Source organism: Thalassospira sp. CH_XMU1458 (assembly GCF_037027205.1).
In the GTDB taxonomy this organism is placed as follows: domain Bacteria; phylum Pseudomonadota; class Alphaproteobacteria; order Rhodospirillales; family Thalassospiraceae; genus Thalassospira; species Thalassospira tepidiphila.
Window position 1 is genome coordinate 971,265 of the sequence record NZ_JAYMDW010000001.1, and the last position, 16,455, is coordinate 987,719.

At 54.6% G+C, this 16,455-nt stretch carries 10 protein-coding genes; 8 read left to right on the top strand and 2 right to left on the bottom strand.

Translation table 11 applies throughout. From position 1 onward, the window contains the following. Positions 1-45 precede the first annotated feature (45 nt). Positions 46-1,386 (top strand): sodium-dependent transporter, encoded by a 1,341-nt coding sequence (locus WBY09_RS04400; protein ID WP_252723983.1) that lies wholly within the window; start codon positions 46-48, stop codon positions 1,384-1,386. 79 nt (positions 1,387-1,465) lie between these two features. On the opposite strand, the gene WBY09_RS04405 is transcribed toward WBY09_RS04400, so the two are convergent. Together WBY09_RS04405 and acnA are read right to left on the bottom strand one after the other, a co-directional pair. Further along, positions 1,466-4,012, bottom strand: coding sequence for an EAL domain-containing protein (locus WBY09_RS04405; protein ID WP_286792906.1), 2,547 nt, complete (start codon positions 4,010-4,012; stop codon positions 1,466-1,468). Positions 4,013-4,228: 216 nt separating this feature from the next. After that, entirely contained in the window at positions 4,229-6,916 is a 2,688-nt protein-coding gene (acnA, locus tag WBY09_RS04410) for an aconitate hydratase AcnA (protein WP_063088588.1), read from the bottom strand. Positions 6,917-7,736: 820 nt separating this feature from the next. Between acnA and WBY09_RS04415 the strand changes: the two genes are divergently transcribed. The 7 genes from WBY09_RS04415 (at position 7,737) to WBY09_RS04445 (ending at position 16,390) form a co-directional block, all read left to right on the top strand. Next, on the top strand, positions 7,737-8,546 hold the full coding sequence (locus tag WBY09_RS04415; protein ID WP_040822694.1) for an ABC transporter ATP-binding protein: 810 nt from the start codon (positions 7,737-7,739) through the stop codon (positions 8,544-8,546). Positions 8,547-8,548: 2 nt separating this feature from the next. Further along, positions 8,549-10,498 (top strand): long-chain fatty acid--CoA ligase, encoded by a 1,950-nt coding sequence (locus WBY09_RS04420; protein ID WP_336232099.1) that lies wholly within the window; start codon positions 8,549-8,551, stop codon positions 10,496-10,498. A 60-nt stretch (positions 10,499-10,558) separates the two neighbouring features. Beyond that, positions 10,559-11,452, top strand: coding sequence for a branched-chain amino acid ABC transporter permease (locus WBY09_RS04425; RefSeq protein WP_008889236.1), 894 nt, complete (start codon positions 10,559-10,561; stop codon positions 11,450-11,452). A gap of 285 nt (positions 11,453-11,737) precedes the next feature. Then, entirely contained in the window at positions 11,738-12,811 is a 1,074-nt protein-coding gene (locus WBY09_RS04430) for a branched-chain amino acid ABC transporter permease (RefSeq protein ID WP_008889238.1), read from the top strand. 105 nt (positions 12,812-12,916) lie between these two features. After that, positions 12,917-14,161 (top strand): ABC transporter substrate-binding protein, encoded by a 1,245-nt coding sequence (locus WBY09_RS04435; RefSeq protein ID WP_064779813.1) that lies wholly within the window; start codon positions 12,917-12,919, stop codon positions 14,159-14,161. Between the two features lie 152 nt (positions 14,162-14,313). Then, a complete protein-coding gene (locus WBY09_RS04440) occupies positions 14,314-15,096 on the top strand; it encodes an ABC transporter ATP-binding protein (RefSeq protein WP_008889240.1) in 783 nt (260 codons plus the stop codon). 58 nt (positions 15,097-15,154) lie between these two features. After that, on the top strand, positions 15,155-16,390 hold the full coding sequence (locus WBY09_RS04445; RefSeq protein ID WP_336232100.1) for a phenylacetate--CoA ligase family protein: 1,236 nt from the start codon (positions 15,155-15,157) through the stop codon (positions 16,388-16,390). Positions 16,391-16,455 lie beyond the last annotated feature (65 nt).

The following is a 16,455-nucleotide window of genomic DNA, read 5'->3' on the forward strand; positions in this document are numbered from 1 at the left end:
GAGCTTAATCTGGCAAGATCGGTCCAATACGAGGTTTGCAAGCGAATGATGAAACGCGAACACTGGGGCTCACGCCTTGGATTTATTCTGGCGGCCGCCGGGTCGGCTGTTGGACTGGGGAACATCTGGAAGTTCCCGTATATGGCTGGCGAGAATGGCGGTGGCGCATTCTTGGTGATCTATCTCGCGCTGGTCTTTACCATCGGTATTTCGGTCATGCTGGCCGAATTCGTGATCGGCCGCATGTCGGAAAAGAACGCGATTGGCGCATTTGCCAAACTTAAAGGTGGGCTTTGGCCGATCGTTGGTTTGTTTGGCGTTGCTGCCGCCTTCATGATTTTGTCGTTTTATTCGGTCGTTGCCGGCTGGACGCTGTCCTACATGATCAAGGCCGTCACCGGGGCGCTTTTGATCGAAGATCCGGCAGCCCTTGGCGATATCTTTGGCAGCTTCATCAGTGATACGACCTCGCCGTTGATTTTCCATGCGATCTTCATGGCACTGACCATTTTCGTTGTGCTTTCCGGTGTTGGCGCCGGTATTGAGCGCGCGTCGAAAATCCTGATGCCAGCCCTGTTTGCGCTTTTGATCGTTCTGATCGTACGGTCGGTTACGCTTCCGGGCGGCATGGAAGGTGTGGCCTTCCTGCTGTCGCCGGACTTTTCGAAAGTGACCTGGGCAACGGTTTCGGATGCACTGTCGCAGGCCTTCTTCTCGCTGTCGCTGGGGATGGGGGCAATGATCACTTATGGCTCTTACCTTGCTAAGAAAGAAAACCTTCCGGGCTCTGCCGGTTGGGTCACCCTGCTGGACTCGGCTGTTGCCGTTCTGGCCGGTCTTCTGGTTCTTCCGGCGGTGTTTGCCTTCGGCTTTGATCCGAGTGCCGGACCGGGCCTGACCTTTATCACTCTGCCAGCTGTGTTCGCGCAGATGCCGTTTGGTTCGTTCTTTGCCTTCCTGTTCTTCCTGTTGTTGGCGATTGCGGCTTTGACCTCTGCGGTTTCGATCCTTGAAGTGGTTGTTGCCTATTTCGTCGATGATCGTGGGATCAATCGCAAAACCGCGGCTGTGGTTCTTGGTTTCGTGATCTTCCTGCTTGGTATTCCGTCGTCGCTTTCGATGGGGGTCATGGCGGATGTCGAGATCCTGTGGGGCAAGAACTTCTTTGACCTGATGGACTTCGTCAGTTCGAGCCTGCTTTTGCCGATTGGCGGGTTGTTGATTTCGCTGTTTGTGGGCTGGATCGTCTGGGGCAAGGCCCAGGAAGAAATCGCAGCACATAACGGAATTGTACCGGTATGGATCGGTGCGTGGGGCTTGATCGTCAAGTTCGTCGCACCGCTGGCGATTGCCTTTATCTTGCTTAAAGGTCTTGGCGTTTTCTAAGTCAGGTTTGCTGATAGGCATATGCGAAAGGGCGGGGAAATTCCCCGCCCTTTTTTGTTGTTTGCTGGTCGTCTTGGTTCTACAGGGCGGCTTCCCTGGCAAGCTTGGAAACAGATTCTGCGCTCATCGGTTGACCCAGCAGATACCCCTGGATCAAGTCACATCCGGCCTTGCGCAGCACGTCAAGCTGATGCTGGTTTTCGACGCCTTCGGCAACGCAGGTTTTGCCAAGGTTACGCGCCATATTTATGATCGTAATCGGCAAGGTTTCACCATCCGGGCCGTCTTCGATGTCCCAGACAAAACTGCGATCAAGCTTGATCACATCAAAGGGCAATGTGCGCAGATAACTCAGGCTCGAAAATCCGGTCCCGAAATCATCAAGTGCGATGCGCACGCCAAGATCACGCAGGCGCTGCAATTTGGTCCGCATATCGTCGATATTGCGCATGAACAGGCTTTCGGTGACTTCGATTTCCAACCGGTCGGCAGCCACACCCTTGTCAACGATGATGGCGCGAAGCTGTTCGGCAAAATCCATCGATCCATAGAACTGCTGAACTGACACATTCACCGCAAGGCGCAGGTTGTGTAAGCCTTCCTGACGCCAGGCAACCAATTGCTTGCAGGCGGTGCGAATGACCCAGCGGCCCAACTCGCCGATTACACCCATTTCCTCAGCAATCGGGATGAAGGTCGAGGGCGGAATGGTTTTACCCTCGGCCGTCGTCCAGCGCAGCAAGGCTTCTACCCCGGCGATTTCACCGGTTTTTGCATCAAATTGCGGCTGATAGACAAGATGGAGTTCTTCATTGTCGATCGCGCGGCGCAAGGCAGTTTCAAGGGCAAGGTCCGCCCCCTTTTGACTGTGCAGATTGACGCTGTAAAGTCCGACCCGGTTACGTCCCTGTTCCTTGGCCTGAACCATTGCCAGTTCGGCACAGCGAATGATGTTGCTGGTGTCATTGGCATCTTCGGGGAAGGACGCAATGCCAATACTGGCCGAAAGGTAAACGTCTTCGCCCTTTCGGGTCAGATGGGCTTCGCCAAGGCGCATCAGAAGACTTTCTGCGATCCCGACGGCTTCCTGTTCGGTGTTCACATTTGGCAGGATTGCGGCGAATTCGTCGGCACCGATACGGGCGATGACAGCATCCTGGCCAAGTTCGCGGCTGATGCGACGTGATACTTCGACCAGCACATCGTCCCCGATATTATGACCAAGGGCATTGTTGACGCGCTGGAAGTTGTCGATATCGAGCATGGCAACCGTGAGCGGGCGTCCGACCCGGCGGGCGCGTCCGATATGAAGCGACAAAAGCTCCGAAAACCGGCGGCGGTTTGGCATGCCGGTCAACTCATCGGTAAAGGCAATCCGCAGGACATCTTCGCGGTTTTTCTCACGTCCACTGATGTCGGTGAAAATCGAAGCGTAGTGGGTGATTGTGCCTTCGCCATCCCGAACTGCCATGATCGAAAGCCATTCGGCATAAATCTCGCCCGACTTGCGTCGGTTCCAGATTTCGCCTTCCCATTTTCCGGTGCGTGCCAAATCCGCCCAGAGCTTGGCATAGAAAGCCTTGTTCTGGCGTCCCGACTTCAAAATCGCCGGTGTCTTGCCGATCACTTCTTCGGCCTGATAACCGGTGACGCGCGTGAAGGCCGGATTGACGGCCTCGATCTCTGACTGCGCATTGCAGATCATCACACAGTCCGGGGAATTTTCGATCAGTTTGTTGGCAAGGGCCAGGGACTGGCGCGCCTTGGTAATTTCGCTGCCACTGTCTTCGGCCAGACTGCTTAGATGGATCAGGTAATCCTGTTCGATAAATTCAAGCAGATCGGCAAAGGACAAAACCCCGATGGTTTCGCCGTTGTGGTTATGAACCACAAGATGACGGAAATTGTCGCGCATCATCATTCTGCGCGCGTCATCAAGGTTCATGTCCTGACGAATGAAGGTTACCGGGCGGGTGGCGATGTCACCTGCAGTCAAGTTTTCATGTTCTTCTGCCAGATGGCGCAAGATATCACGTTCGGTGATAATGCCGGTTTGCAGTTCTGCCGGTTGGTCGTTCGGGAAACCGGAAATGATCGCGCTGTCGCATTTTTCGGAATGCATGCGCTGACGCAGTTCCCAGACCCGAATGTCCTTGTGGGCAAACACGGTGGATTGGCGAACCGCATCGGCAACATCGTTGGCAATGAACGGCTTTTTGTCACCGACATGACGGATGAGGTCGGTCTGACTGATGATCCCTACAAGGCAGCCATGCGCATCAATGGTGACAAGATGGCGCACGCCACGATCGCGCATGCGCACGATTGCCGATTGCGGGGTGGCATGGACCGAAATTGTATGTACCGGTTGGGACATACGCGTTGAAACCGGTTCAGAAAGGGCGGCCGAGGTTGACGGTGGCAACGATAGCAAATCGTGTTCGGTCAGAATTCCCACAGGCTTGTTGTCCACCACAATAATGACGGAGCTGCTGTTGGCCTTGCGCATTTTGGCCGTGGCGTCGCCGAGGGACGTTTGCGGTGTACAGCTTAAAACTGTTCCGGGGGAAAGTGTGCCGACCGTCAGACCAAACGGGCGTCCATCGGAGGATGTGGGGCGTATCATGCGCGTTTGCTCTGTTCGACTGATCTTTTTCGGTTTTATTCTTAAGGGTGAGACGAAGGCGCCATTCCTAGCAGGTTCGGCGTACTTGAGAATTGTTCTGGATCAAGTCAGTAGCGTTCAATTGAACGTCGCCCAGTAAAATTCGTTACAAACAAGAACACCCCACCGGAAAACCGGTGGGGTGTCAATGTGTAAGCCAAAGATTTCAGATTGAAATCAGGCAGCTTTCATCATGTTACGCAGAACGAACTGCAGGATGCCGCCGTTCTGGTAGTAGAGAACTTCGTTCTCGGTATCGATACGGCAGGTAACAACGATTTCCTCGGTGCTGCCATCTTTGCGCGTGATGCGAACCGTGACGTCCTGAAGCGGGTTGATGCCATCACCGATGCCAAGGACATCAAAGGTTTCCGAACCGTCCAGCTTGTAGGTCGCACGACCTTCGCCGTTCTTGAACTGCAACGGCAGAACGCCCATGCAGACCAGGTTGGTACGGTGGATACGCTCGAAGCTTTCCGCGATCACAGCTTTGACGCCAAGCAGGTTGGTGCCTTTGGCTGCCCAGTCACGCGAAGAACCGGTGCCGTATTCCTTACCAGCGATGACAACCAGCGGGGTGCCTTCGGCCTGATAACGCATTGCAACGTCATAGACCCAGCCCTGTTCGCCCGACGGATAATGAACCGAAACACCACCTTCGGTGCCCGGTGCCATTTCGTTACGGATACGAATGTTGGCAAAGGTACCGCGCATCATGACTTCGTGGTTACCACGACGTGCGCCATAGGAGTTGAAGTCACGAACAGCAACGCCGTGCGCCTTGAGGTATTCACCTGCCGGGCTTTCTTCCTTGATCGAACCGGCCGGGGAAATGTGGTCGGTGGTGACAGAGTCACCCAGGATCAGGAGCGGACGTGCGCCATGAACTTCAGAGAAGTCACCCGGCTCTTTCGCCATGTCGACGAAGTAAGGCGGGTTCTGAACGTAGGTGGACTTGCCATCCCACGCGAAGGTCTCGCCTTCGGTGACTTCGATTTCCTGCCACGGTTTCGGACCGGCAAAGATGTTGTCGTAACGATCTTTGTACATGGACGCCGAGATCGAGGACGCGATGGTGTCAGCGATCTCTTTGTTGGTTGGCCAGATGTCTTTCATGAAGACGTCTTTACCGTTCTTGTCCTTACCGAGCGGATCTTTGTTCAGATCGATCTTCAGGTTACCGGCAAGCGCATAGGCAACAACCAGTGGCGGGGAGGCAAGGTAGTTTGCCTTGACCTGCGGGCTGATACGGCCTTCGAAGTTACGGTTGCCCGACAGAACGGCGGTGACGAGCATGTCGTTACCATCGATCGCGTCGATGATCGGTGCTGCCAGCGGACCGGAGTTACCGATACACGTGGTGCAACCGAAACCGGCCACGTTAAAGCCAAGCTGATCCAGGTAATCCTGAAGGCCTGCTTTTTCGAGGTAGTCGGCAACAACCAGCGAACCCGGTGCAAGCGAGGTTTTCACCCACGGCTTGCTCTGAAGGCCGAGTTCGACAGCTTTTTTCGCCAGAAGACCTGCTGCGATCAAAACGCTCGGGTTGGAGGTGTTGGTGCAAGAGGTGATCGCGGCGATGACGACGTTACCGTCCTTCATTTCGAAGTTTTCGTTCGAAACCGGAACAGAACGATCCGCATCAACACCCGGTGCCATATCGGCAAAGGTCTTGGTGAAGCTCGAAACGGCATCTTTCAGCAGAACACGGTCCTGCGGACGCTTCGGACCCGAAAGGGCCGGCTCGACGGTCGAGATGTCAAGTTCAAGCGTTGCGGTGTATTCGGCTTCATGTGCCGGGTCACGCCACATACCCTGTTCTTTGGCATATGCTTCGACCAGTGCAATCTGGTCTTCGTCACGGCCAGTCGAACGCATGTAGTTGAGCGTTTCGTCATCGATCGGGAAGAAGCCACAGGTCGCACCATATTCCGGTGCCATGTTACCGATGGTCGCACGATCCGGAAGGCTCATGTGGTCAAGCGCATCGCCATAGAATTCGACGAATTTGCCAACAACGCCTTTTTCACGCAGCATCTGAACGACGCGCAGAACAAGGTCAGTTGCAGTGATGCCTTCTTTCATGGAACCGGTCAGCTTGAAGCCGACAACTTCCGGGATCAGCATCGAGATCGGCTGACCAAGCATTGCTGCTTCGGCTTCCAGACCACCAACACCCCAACCGAGAACAGCAAGGCCGTTCACCATGGTGGTGTGAGAGTCGGTACCAACCAGCGTGTCCGGATAGGCAACGGTTTTGCCGTCTTCGTCCTTGCCGGTCCAGACGACCTTTGCAAGATGTTCGACGTTGACCTGGTGGCAGATACCAGCCCCCGGCGGAACAATGCGGAAGTTGTTGAAGGCGTTCTGGCCCCAACGCAGGAACTCGTAACGTTCGCCGTTACGTTCGAACTCGACTTCCATGTTTTTGTCGAGTGCGTCGTCGGTGCCGAAGAAGTCGATCATGACCGAGTGGTCAATGACGAGGTCAACCGGTGAAAGCGGGTTCACCTTCTGGGCGTCACCGCCCATCTTCACGACAGCATCGCGCATCGCGGCAAGGTCAACAACGGCGGGAACGCCGGTGAAGTCCTGCATCAGAACGCGGGCCGGACGATAGTTGATTTCGTGGCTGCTTTTGCGCTCTTTGAGCCAGTCAACAACAGCTTTGACATCGTCGGTTTTAACGGTGAAATCGTCTTCGTAACGCAGAAGGTTCTCAAGAACGACTTTCAGCGTGAAGGGAAGTTTTGAAACGTCGCCGAATTTCTCGGAAGCAACTTTGAGGCTGTAATAGTCGACGGACTTGTCCCCGACTTTCAGCGTGCGGCGCGTTTTCAGGTTGTCTTTGCCACAAATGGACATCAGACCCTCCTCAAGGTGGTTAAAAGGGCTTGTCGTGACAAGACACCCCGACCGTCGGAGCGCCGAGCGGTGGGCTATCTGTGTTGCGTGACGCGGGTCACGGCTACATATCTATGTGCAACGGGGTTACACCACAATTCCCTTTGAAAGTCCAGACCCCGAAAAGGGGTATTGGTGAAAACCCGTTGATCACAGCATGTTGGCAAAGCCCAACAAGCAGTCAAACGGCTTTAGACGATATGTGCCGTGGCTTTTGGCCTTTCAATAGGACAGGCAAAGCACGGAGTCTGTTTTTTCCTGACATGTTTATAAAGCCGCCGGCATTCGCGGCAATGAATGTCGGTGTGGGGCGCAGGATCCGGACGCCTGTAACGACGACTCCGCACCGGAGTCGGGGCGGCGGGTTCGAATTTGCCTGCAAAGCGACATGTTCCCAATGCGCGCGAATTGTGCGGTGCATGATTGCGAAAGATTTTTGCATTGCGGTGTTTTCGCGTGCCGTCTGCGACCTGCAACCTGAGATAACGCTACGTAATCAAGGGTAGAGCGGTCGGTGTATTCTGTCGTCAAATAATTGTGCGGTGCGAATTTGTAGAAAACTCCCAACCCCTTGAGAATCATTGCATTGACGCAATATGCTGAAATTGGTACTTAAATGCCTATTAAATGTGTCAGGCCCGGTTTCCGTAAGGTCAGGGTCATAAAATAAACCGACACATCATCAGGGAAACTGAATAGCGGTTTGCAAATTTTCACGCGAAAGAACCCGAAATGCGGTTCTGCGGCATTTGCGGCCCAAGTCAGGGAGGAATGCGACGGCATGACGTCACAGAGTCCTATTTTAGAGATTAGCGACGTGTCGCTTGTTTTCGGCGGCGTGCGTGCGCTGAGTGATGTCAGCTTCTCCGTTCAGCCGGGCGAGCTTTTTTCGATTATCGGCCCGAACGGTGCCGGTAAGACATCCATGCTGAACTGCGTTTCGGGGCGTTATACGCCAACGACCGGTTCGGTATCTTTCAAGGGCAAGGATGTTACCGGGCTCAAGCCGAATGATCGTGCGGAACTTGGTATCGGGCGTACGTTCCAGAACCTAGCGCTTTTCGGGCACATGAATGTGCTTGATAACATCATGGTCGGCCGTCACCACCTGCTTAAGAACAACTTTCTGAACGGGCCGCTTTACTGGTTTGGCGGCGCGCAGAAAGAAGAGCTCGATCATCGTCGCTTCTGTGAAGACGTCATCGACTTCCTTGAAATTTCGCACATCCGCAAGGCGACCGCCGGCACGCTTTCCTATGGTTTGCGCAAACGGGTCGAGCTTGCGCGCGCTGTTGCGTTGCGTCCGGACCTGATCCTGCTCGATGAGCCGATGGCGGGCATGAACCTCGAAGAAAAAGAGGACATGGCGCGCTTTATCATCGACCTCAATGAAGAGTGGGGCATGACCGTTGTCATGATCGAACACGACATGGGTGTGGTCATGGATATTTCCAACCGGGTTATGGTCCTCGATTTCGGTCGCAAGATTGCCGAAGGCCTGCCGGAAGAGGTCATGGCCAACAAGCATGTCAAAAAAGCCTATCTCGGCGAAGAAGACGACGACACGGACGAAGACGAGCAGGTGGCCTGATCATGAGCAGCAATATCCCGGAATATGCCGACGTTCAGTCGCTTGATAGCTTCCCGAAAGTGCTGGCCTACAACGCGCGCAACTGGCCCAAAGAAGTCGCCATGCGCGAAAAGGAATTCGGCATCTGGCAGGAATTCACCTGGCAGGATTACAATGACCGCGTCAAATGGATGGCGCTTGGCATGCGCGCCCTTGGGCTTGGGCAGGGCGATGTTGTTGGCATCATCGGCGAAAACCGCCCGGAATGGGTTTGGGCCGAAATCGCGGCGCATGCGCTGCGCGGTATGTCGGTTGGTCTTTATCAGGACAGCCTGCACGAAGAAGTCGCCTATCTGATTACCTATTCAGGCGCACGCATCCTGATCGCCGAAGACGAAGAACAGTGCGACAAGCTGCTTGAGCTTGGCGAAGACATCCCGACTGTCGACCACATCGTTTATTGTGACCCGCGCGGGATGCGCAAATACGACGATCCGCGTTTGCTGGATGTCGAAAAGCTTTATGAACTGGGCCGCGAGCTGGAGGCAAAAAATCCGGGCATCTATGACCAGATGGTTGCCGATACCCGTGGCGATGAATGCGCCATTCTGTGCACCACCTCGGGGACGACGTCCAAGCCGAAGATGGCGATGCTCAATTCAGGTGATTTCCTTGATCACTGTGCCGCTTACCTTCGTGCTGACCCGAAATATCCGGGTGACAATTATGTCTCCGTCCTGCCATTGCCGTGGATTATGGAGCAGGTCTATGTCGTCGGTCAGTCGCTAATCAGCCGCCAGATCGTTAATTTCGTCGAAGAGCAGGAAACCATGATGGCCGACCTGCGCGAAATTGGTCCGAACTTCGTCCTGCTGGCACCGCGCGTTTGGGAAACCATCGCGGCGGACGTTCGCGCACGGATGATGGATTCCACACCGTTCAAACAAAAGATGTTTGATTTCGGCATGGCATTGGCGCGCACCGCGATGGATGCCGGTGGCCATTCGAAAATGGCCGATATGATCCTGATGAGCGCGCTTAAAGATCGTCTTGGATTTTCCAATTTGCGTTCTGCAGCGACGGGTGGTGCCGCAATTGGCCCGGAAACCTTCAGGTTCTTCCATGCGATGGGTGTGCCGCTGCGTCAGCTTTATGGTCAGACCGAGCTGTGCGGCGCCTACACCATCCATCAGCCGGGCGATATTGATTTCGATACGGTCGGCGTTGCCTTTGATAATTCCGAGATCAAGGTCATCAACACTGACGAAAATGGTGTCGGCGAAATCATTGCACGCACGTCGGGCATGTTTACCGGATACTTCAAAAATCAGGCCGCCTATGACGAAGATGTCCGGGATGGCTGGATGCATACGGGGGATGCCGGTTACTTCAAGGACGAGAACAAGCACCTTGTGGTGATCGACCGCATGAAGGATCTGGCGGAAACCTCGACCGGGGTGCGCTATTCGCCGCAGTTTATTGAAAACAAACTGAAATTCTCGCCCTTCATTGCCGAGGCCGTGATTCTTGGCAAGGGGCTGCCGTTCCTGTCGACCATGATCTGTATTCGTTATTCGATCATGGCGAAATGGGCCGAGCAGCGCGGGATTGCCTTTACCAACTACACCAACCTGTCAGCCCAGCCGCAGGTCTATGACATGATCACCGAGGAAATCCGCGAAGTGAACAAGACACTTCCGGAAGCCCAGCGGATCAAGCGGTTCCTTCTGCTTTACAAGGAACTGGATGCCGATGACGGCGAACTGACCCGCACACGCAAAGTGCGCCGTGGTGTGGTCGCCGAGAAATATGCCGACATCATCGATGCGGTTTATGCCGGCAATGACAAGGTTGATATCGACACCATGATCACCTTCCAGGACGGGTCGAAAACCCGCATCCAGACGAGTGTGAAGGTCGTTGATCTTGATAATGACAAGGCCGCACAGACGGCCCCGAAAGCCGCCGAATAAGGCAGCAGCATAACTGTGGCCCCGGCCAAAGGCTTGGGTCGCCATTACAGGGATGGCAACATGAATTTCGAACTTCTGTTCCAGCTTCTGCTGAACGGTTTGATTGTCGGGACACTCTATGGCGTTGTCGCCATGTGCTTTGTCCTGATCTACAAATCGACCCAGATCGTCAACTTTGCCCAGGGTGAGTTCCTGCTGATCGGGGCATGGGTGTGTTATGCATTCCTTGTCGAGATGCATATGCCCTTCTGGCTGGGTTTCCTGTTTACCTTGCTGTTTATGATGGCGTTTGGCATCGTTCTGCAGATGGTTGTCTTGCGACCGATGATTGGCGAACCGATCATTTCGGTGATCATGGTGACCATCGGGCTTTCGATCTTCTTCCAGGCAGCAACCAAGTGGATCTTCGGGGCAACCACCGCGACCTATCCGCAGGTGTTTGAAACCCGATCGGTCAACCTTTTGGGGATGCAGATCGAGACGGCCTATATCATGAGCTTCGTGATCTCGTTGTTCATCATGGCCGGGTTCTATTGGTTCTTTAAATATTCCAAGCTTGGCCTTGCCATGCGCGCAACCGCCTTTGATCAGCAGGTCGCGCAAAGCCTTGGTATTTCCGTCAAAACCGTATTCGCGATGTCTTGGGCAATCTCGGCCCTTGTATCGGGTGTTGCCGGGATCGTGATCGGCATGGTCAATGGCGTGTCGTCCGCCCTTTCGGTGATCGGCATCAAGGTGTTCCCGGCGGTGATCCTTGGCGGGCTTGATTCAATTATCGGTGCCATTGTCGGTGGTGTGATCATTGGTCTGCTTGAAAACACCGCGGAATTTGTTGATGGCCAGTATCTGCACTGGGGCAACCTGTTCTCGATCGCACCGTTCTACGTGCTGATCATTATCCTGTGCATCAAGCCATATGGCCTGTTTGGCACCAAAGACATCGAACGTATTTAGGGCCTGTTGATGATCAGGATGCCGCCGTGGTTGCCGCCTAAGGGCGCGAAATTAGGAGTGAGGACGCAGGACATGCTTGGCATATTCAAGGACGAGGGACGCGGGGTCGCGCCCTTAGGCGGCAATCCCTCTGGGACGGGGCGTATTTTCCCACCTACAGCGTCGCGGCTGGCTTTCGTGGGGCCCGCCACGCAGCGCCATCCACTTCTTGCAGGTGGGAAAATACGATCCCGCCACGACGGCATCCTGATCATCAATAGGCCCTAAGGACGAGGAAGATATACTATGGCTGGATTTTCTATACGTCCTTGCGGTGACTTCCGAACGACTTATCGTCAGGATACCCGCATCTTTGATACGACCTATATCCGTAACGCCGCGATCCTTGGCATCTTTGCGGTCGCCATGATCCCGTTTGTTCTGGATGGCTATTACGTCAACCTGTTCATTCAGATTTCCTATTTTGCGATTGCTGCACTGGGGCTGAATATTCTGGTCGGCTTTACCGGGCAGATTTCATTGGGCCATGCTGCCTTCTTTGGCTTTGGTGCCTTTGCGTCGGCCTGGATTAACAACACAACCGGCATTCCCGTCCTGTTGTCGATCCCGCTGGCCGGTTTGATGACCGCTGCGGTTGGTATGCTGTTTGGGTTGCCGGCGGCCCGCATCAAGGGGCTTTATCTGGCGATTGCGACACTGGCAGCACAGTTCATCCTCGAAGATTTCTTTGCCCGGGCCGAATGGTTTACCGGCGGTTCCTATGGCGCGGCAGCCAATCCGGTCAATGTGTTTGGCTATGAAGTTCTGGATGATTTCAGCTTCTTCTATGTCTGCCTGTTCTTCCTGGTGGTGATGTATCTGCTGGGCACCAACCTGATGCGGACCCGTGATGGTCGTGCCTTTGTTGCCGTGCGTGACCATTATCTTTCGGCTGAAATCATGGGGATCAACCTCACAAAATATCGCCTGATGAGCTTTGCGATTTCGTCTTTCTATGCCGGTGTCGGCGGGGCGATGTATGGCCACTATCTTGGCTTTGTCTCGGCCGAGGGCTTTACCATTCTGCTGTCGATCCAGTTCCTGGGCATGATCATCATTGGTGGTCTTGGTTCCGTCAAAGGGACGTTGATGGGCACGGTGTTTATGGTTTTGTTGCCAGAAGTCATGGAAACCGGTGTCAGCGCACTGAGCGTTTTTGAATGGGCCAATTCGACGGCTGTGACCGACGGGCTGGCCTATATCAAGGAGATGGCAATTGGTCTGGCCATCATCCTGTTCCTGATCTTTGAGCCGGATGGGCTTGCCCATCGCTGGCAACAGATCAGGGCGTACTGGAAGCTTTATCCCTTCTCGTACTGACTAAAACCCCGAACCCGGCCCGCTTACAAAAAACAAAAGGGCCGGGGCAAAAACGGGGCGACCGGGAGGCTTACTTTAGTGAAAACGTCCAAGGGAGACGTCGTTATGAAAAGATTGATTGCAGCGACCGCGATGGTTGCAACGGGGCTGTCGTTCTCGGCAGCACAAGCAGATGACGATATGGTATTTGTCGGCCATCTGATGGATATCACCGGTGCCACCGGCTTTATTGGCAAGTTCTATGCCGATGGTGTGCGCGATGCGCTGTCTTACATCAACACCCATGGCGGTATTGATGGCACGGTTCTGGATTCTGAATCTGTTGACTATGCCTACAAGGTTCCGCAGGCGATTGCGAACTACAAAAAGTGGCGTTCGCGCAACGACATGGTTGCGATGCAGGGCTGGGGTACGGGCGATACCGAAGCCCTGATCAGCTTCGTTGCCAAGGATGAAGTGCCGGTCTATTCCGCATCCTATTCCGGTCACCTGACCGACCCGACGGGCAAAAACCCGAAAACCGCCAAACCGGCACCTTATAACTTCTTCTATGGTGCGTCCTATTCCGACGCCTGCCGTGCGCTGGTTCAGTGGGCCGCAGAAGACTGGAAACAGTCTGGTGGTTCGGGCAAGCCGGTTTTCTCGCATATCGGCGATAACCACCCCTATCCGAACGCCCCGAAGGAAGCCTGTGCGGAATACGCAACCGAGCTTGGCTTTGAAGTAACCGCACCGGTCGTTGTTTCGATGAAGCCGGGTGACTTCAAGGCACAGTGCCTGACCCTTAAGGAAGCCGGGACCAACTATGGCTACCTTGGTAACCTTGGCCCGTCGGTTGTGTCGCTGGTGAAATCCTGTGACACGGTTGGTGCCACCCCGAAATGGCTGGCCAACATCTGGGCTGGTGACTACGAGACCCTTAAAACCATTGGCGATGTCGAAAACTACATCTTCCCGGCGATGACCAGCTTCTGGACCGATGAAGGTGTTCCGGGCATGGATCTGGTGCGTGAAATCTCCAAGATGTCGGACCGTTCTGGCGAAGAGTTCCGTACCCATCACTATATCCGTGGCATTTGCTCTGCCTATTACATGAAAGAAGCCATGGAATGGGCCAAGAACAATGGCGGAATCACCGGCGCGAACATCAAGGCAGGTATGTATGCCCGCCAGAACTGGGTGCCGGCCGGTCTTGAAGGCGTTTGCATGGAAGCAACCTGGACCGCCGAAGACCATCGCGGCATCAACACCGTCAATATCTATAACGGTAGCGCCAAGGGCGGTGAAGCAACGGTCGAAAAAGTAACGACTGTAACGCTGCCGCGTCGTGACGACTGGCTTGGTTACTAAGACCATCCAGTAAGACGAATGTCTCCCAGACTGTTCGGAGGCAGGGCATAAGACGCAAGATGCCCTGTCTCCGACAGCTGGAGATCACAAGAAGATCATTCGAAAGGGACACCATGGCAGAGCCCGCCCGCAAAATAGAAACCGCCGAACCGATGCTGTCGGTCAACAATATCGAAGTCGTCTATGACGAGGTGATTCTGGTCCTGCGTGGCGTCTCGCTTGAGGTTCCGCAAGGCAAGATCGTTACCCTGCTGGGCCCGAACGGGGCGGGTAAATCCACGACGCTTAAGGCAATTTCGGGTTTGCTGAAAACCGAAGACGGTGAAGTCACCCGTGGTGACATCAGTTTCATGGGCAACCAGATTGCCAATGGCAATCCCGAGGATATCGTGCGCTCCGGCCTGTTTCAGGTTATGGAAGGCCGCCGTATCATCGAGGATATGACCTGCATCGAAAACCTGCGTCTGGGCGCCTATACGCGCAAGGACAACAAGGTCAAAGACGATATTGAAATGGTCTTTGAATATTTCCCGCGCCTTAAGGAACGGACCGGGCTTGCCGGTTACCTTTCAGGTGGGGAGCAACAGATGCTGGCGATTGGCCGTGCGCTTATGGCGCGGCCCAAAATGATCCTGCTTGATGAACCGTCAATGGGCTTGTCGCCGCTTCTGGTCAAGGAAGTGTTCGGGATCATTGAAAAGATCAATCGCGAACAGGGCATCACCATGCTCATCGTTGAACAGAACGCCAACTTTGCGCTTAAGGTTGCCGACTATGGTTACATCATGGAAAGCGGGAAGGTTGTTCTGGATGGCACCCGTGATGAGCTTCTGAATAACGAGGACGTCAAGGAGTTCTATCTTGGCGGCGGTTCTGAAGAACGCAAAAGTTTCAAGAACATCAAGTCCTACAAGCGCCGCAAACGTTGGCTCTAGGATCGCGACACTGGGGCCGTATATCGGTGTGGTGGACGCCTTTGAATGAAAGACGGGTATGATGCTGAAAACTTACTATGACGAGCGCGAAACGCGAACTCCCGGAAGCCGCGAGGCCGGCTTGATGGCAGCACTGCCGCGCATTCTGCATCATGCCAAATCGCAATCGAAGGCTTATGGTCGACTGTTGGCCGATATCGAGCCGCAAAAAATCACCACCCGCGATGCGCTGGCGAAACTGCCGCTGACCCGCAAGTCGGATCTTTTTGATGCACAGGCCAAGGAACCGCCACTTGCGGGCTTGAACGCAACGCCAATCCCGGCGATGGCGCGCCTGTTCCAAAGCCCCGGGCCGATTTACGATCCGCAGGGCAAGGGCGATGACTGGTGGCGGATGGGCCGGGCGTTCTTTGCCGCTGGCTTCCGCCCCGGCGATATTGTTCATAATTGCCTGTCCTACCATCTGACACCGGGTGGCTTTATCTTTGATAGTGGCGCACGGGCCTGTGGGTGTGTTGTCGTTCCGGCCGGGGTCGGACAAAGCGAGGCACAGGTCAAGGCAATCAGCGACCTTAAGCCAACCGGATATAGCGGCACGCCATCCTTCCTGAAAATCCTGATCGAAAAGGCCGAGGAGCTTGGTGCGGATATTTCATCGATCAAGCGCGCATTGGTATCGGGCGAAGCATTACCAGAAAGTCTGCGATCCTGGTTTGCCGAACGCGATATCGCCATGCTGCAATGCTATGCCAGTGCCGATCTTGGCCTGATTGCCTATGAAAGCGATGCCAAGGACGGCATGATTGTTGCCGAAGACATCATTCTTGAAATCGTCCGTCCGGGTACGGGCGAGCCGGTGGCAGAGGGCGAGGTTGGCGAAGTCGTCGTTACCACGCTTAACATGGACTATCCGCTGATCCGGTTTGCGACTGGCGACTTGTCGGCAATTGCCGAGGGTGCAAGTGGGTGTGGTCGCACAAACCATCGTATCAAGGGCTGGATGGGGCGTGCCGATCAGACCACCAAGATCAAGGGTATGTTTGTTCATCCGCAACAGATCGGTGAAATCGTCAAACGCCATGGCGATATTGCCAAGGCGCGGCTTGTCGTTACCCGCGAAAACGATAACGACGTCATGACCCTGACCTGCGAGGGTATTGATGACGGCCAGATTGATGCGATTGCCGAAACCCTTGCCAGCGTTTGCAAACTGCGCGGGACGGTTTTGGCCGCAGAGGTTGGCAGTTTGCCCAATGACGGCAAGGTGATTGATGATCAGCGTGATCTAACCTGATTAAGTTAACTGACTTATTGTTTTATTCCCGCTCGGGAAAACTGTGCCGCTCGGCTTTGCCGGCG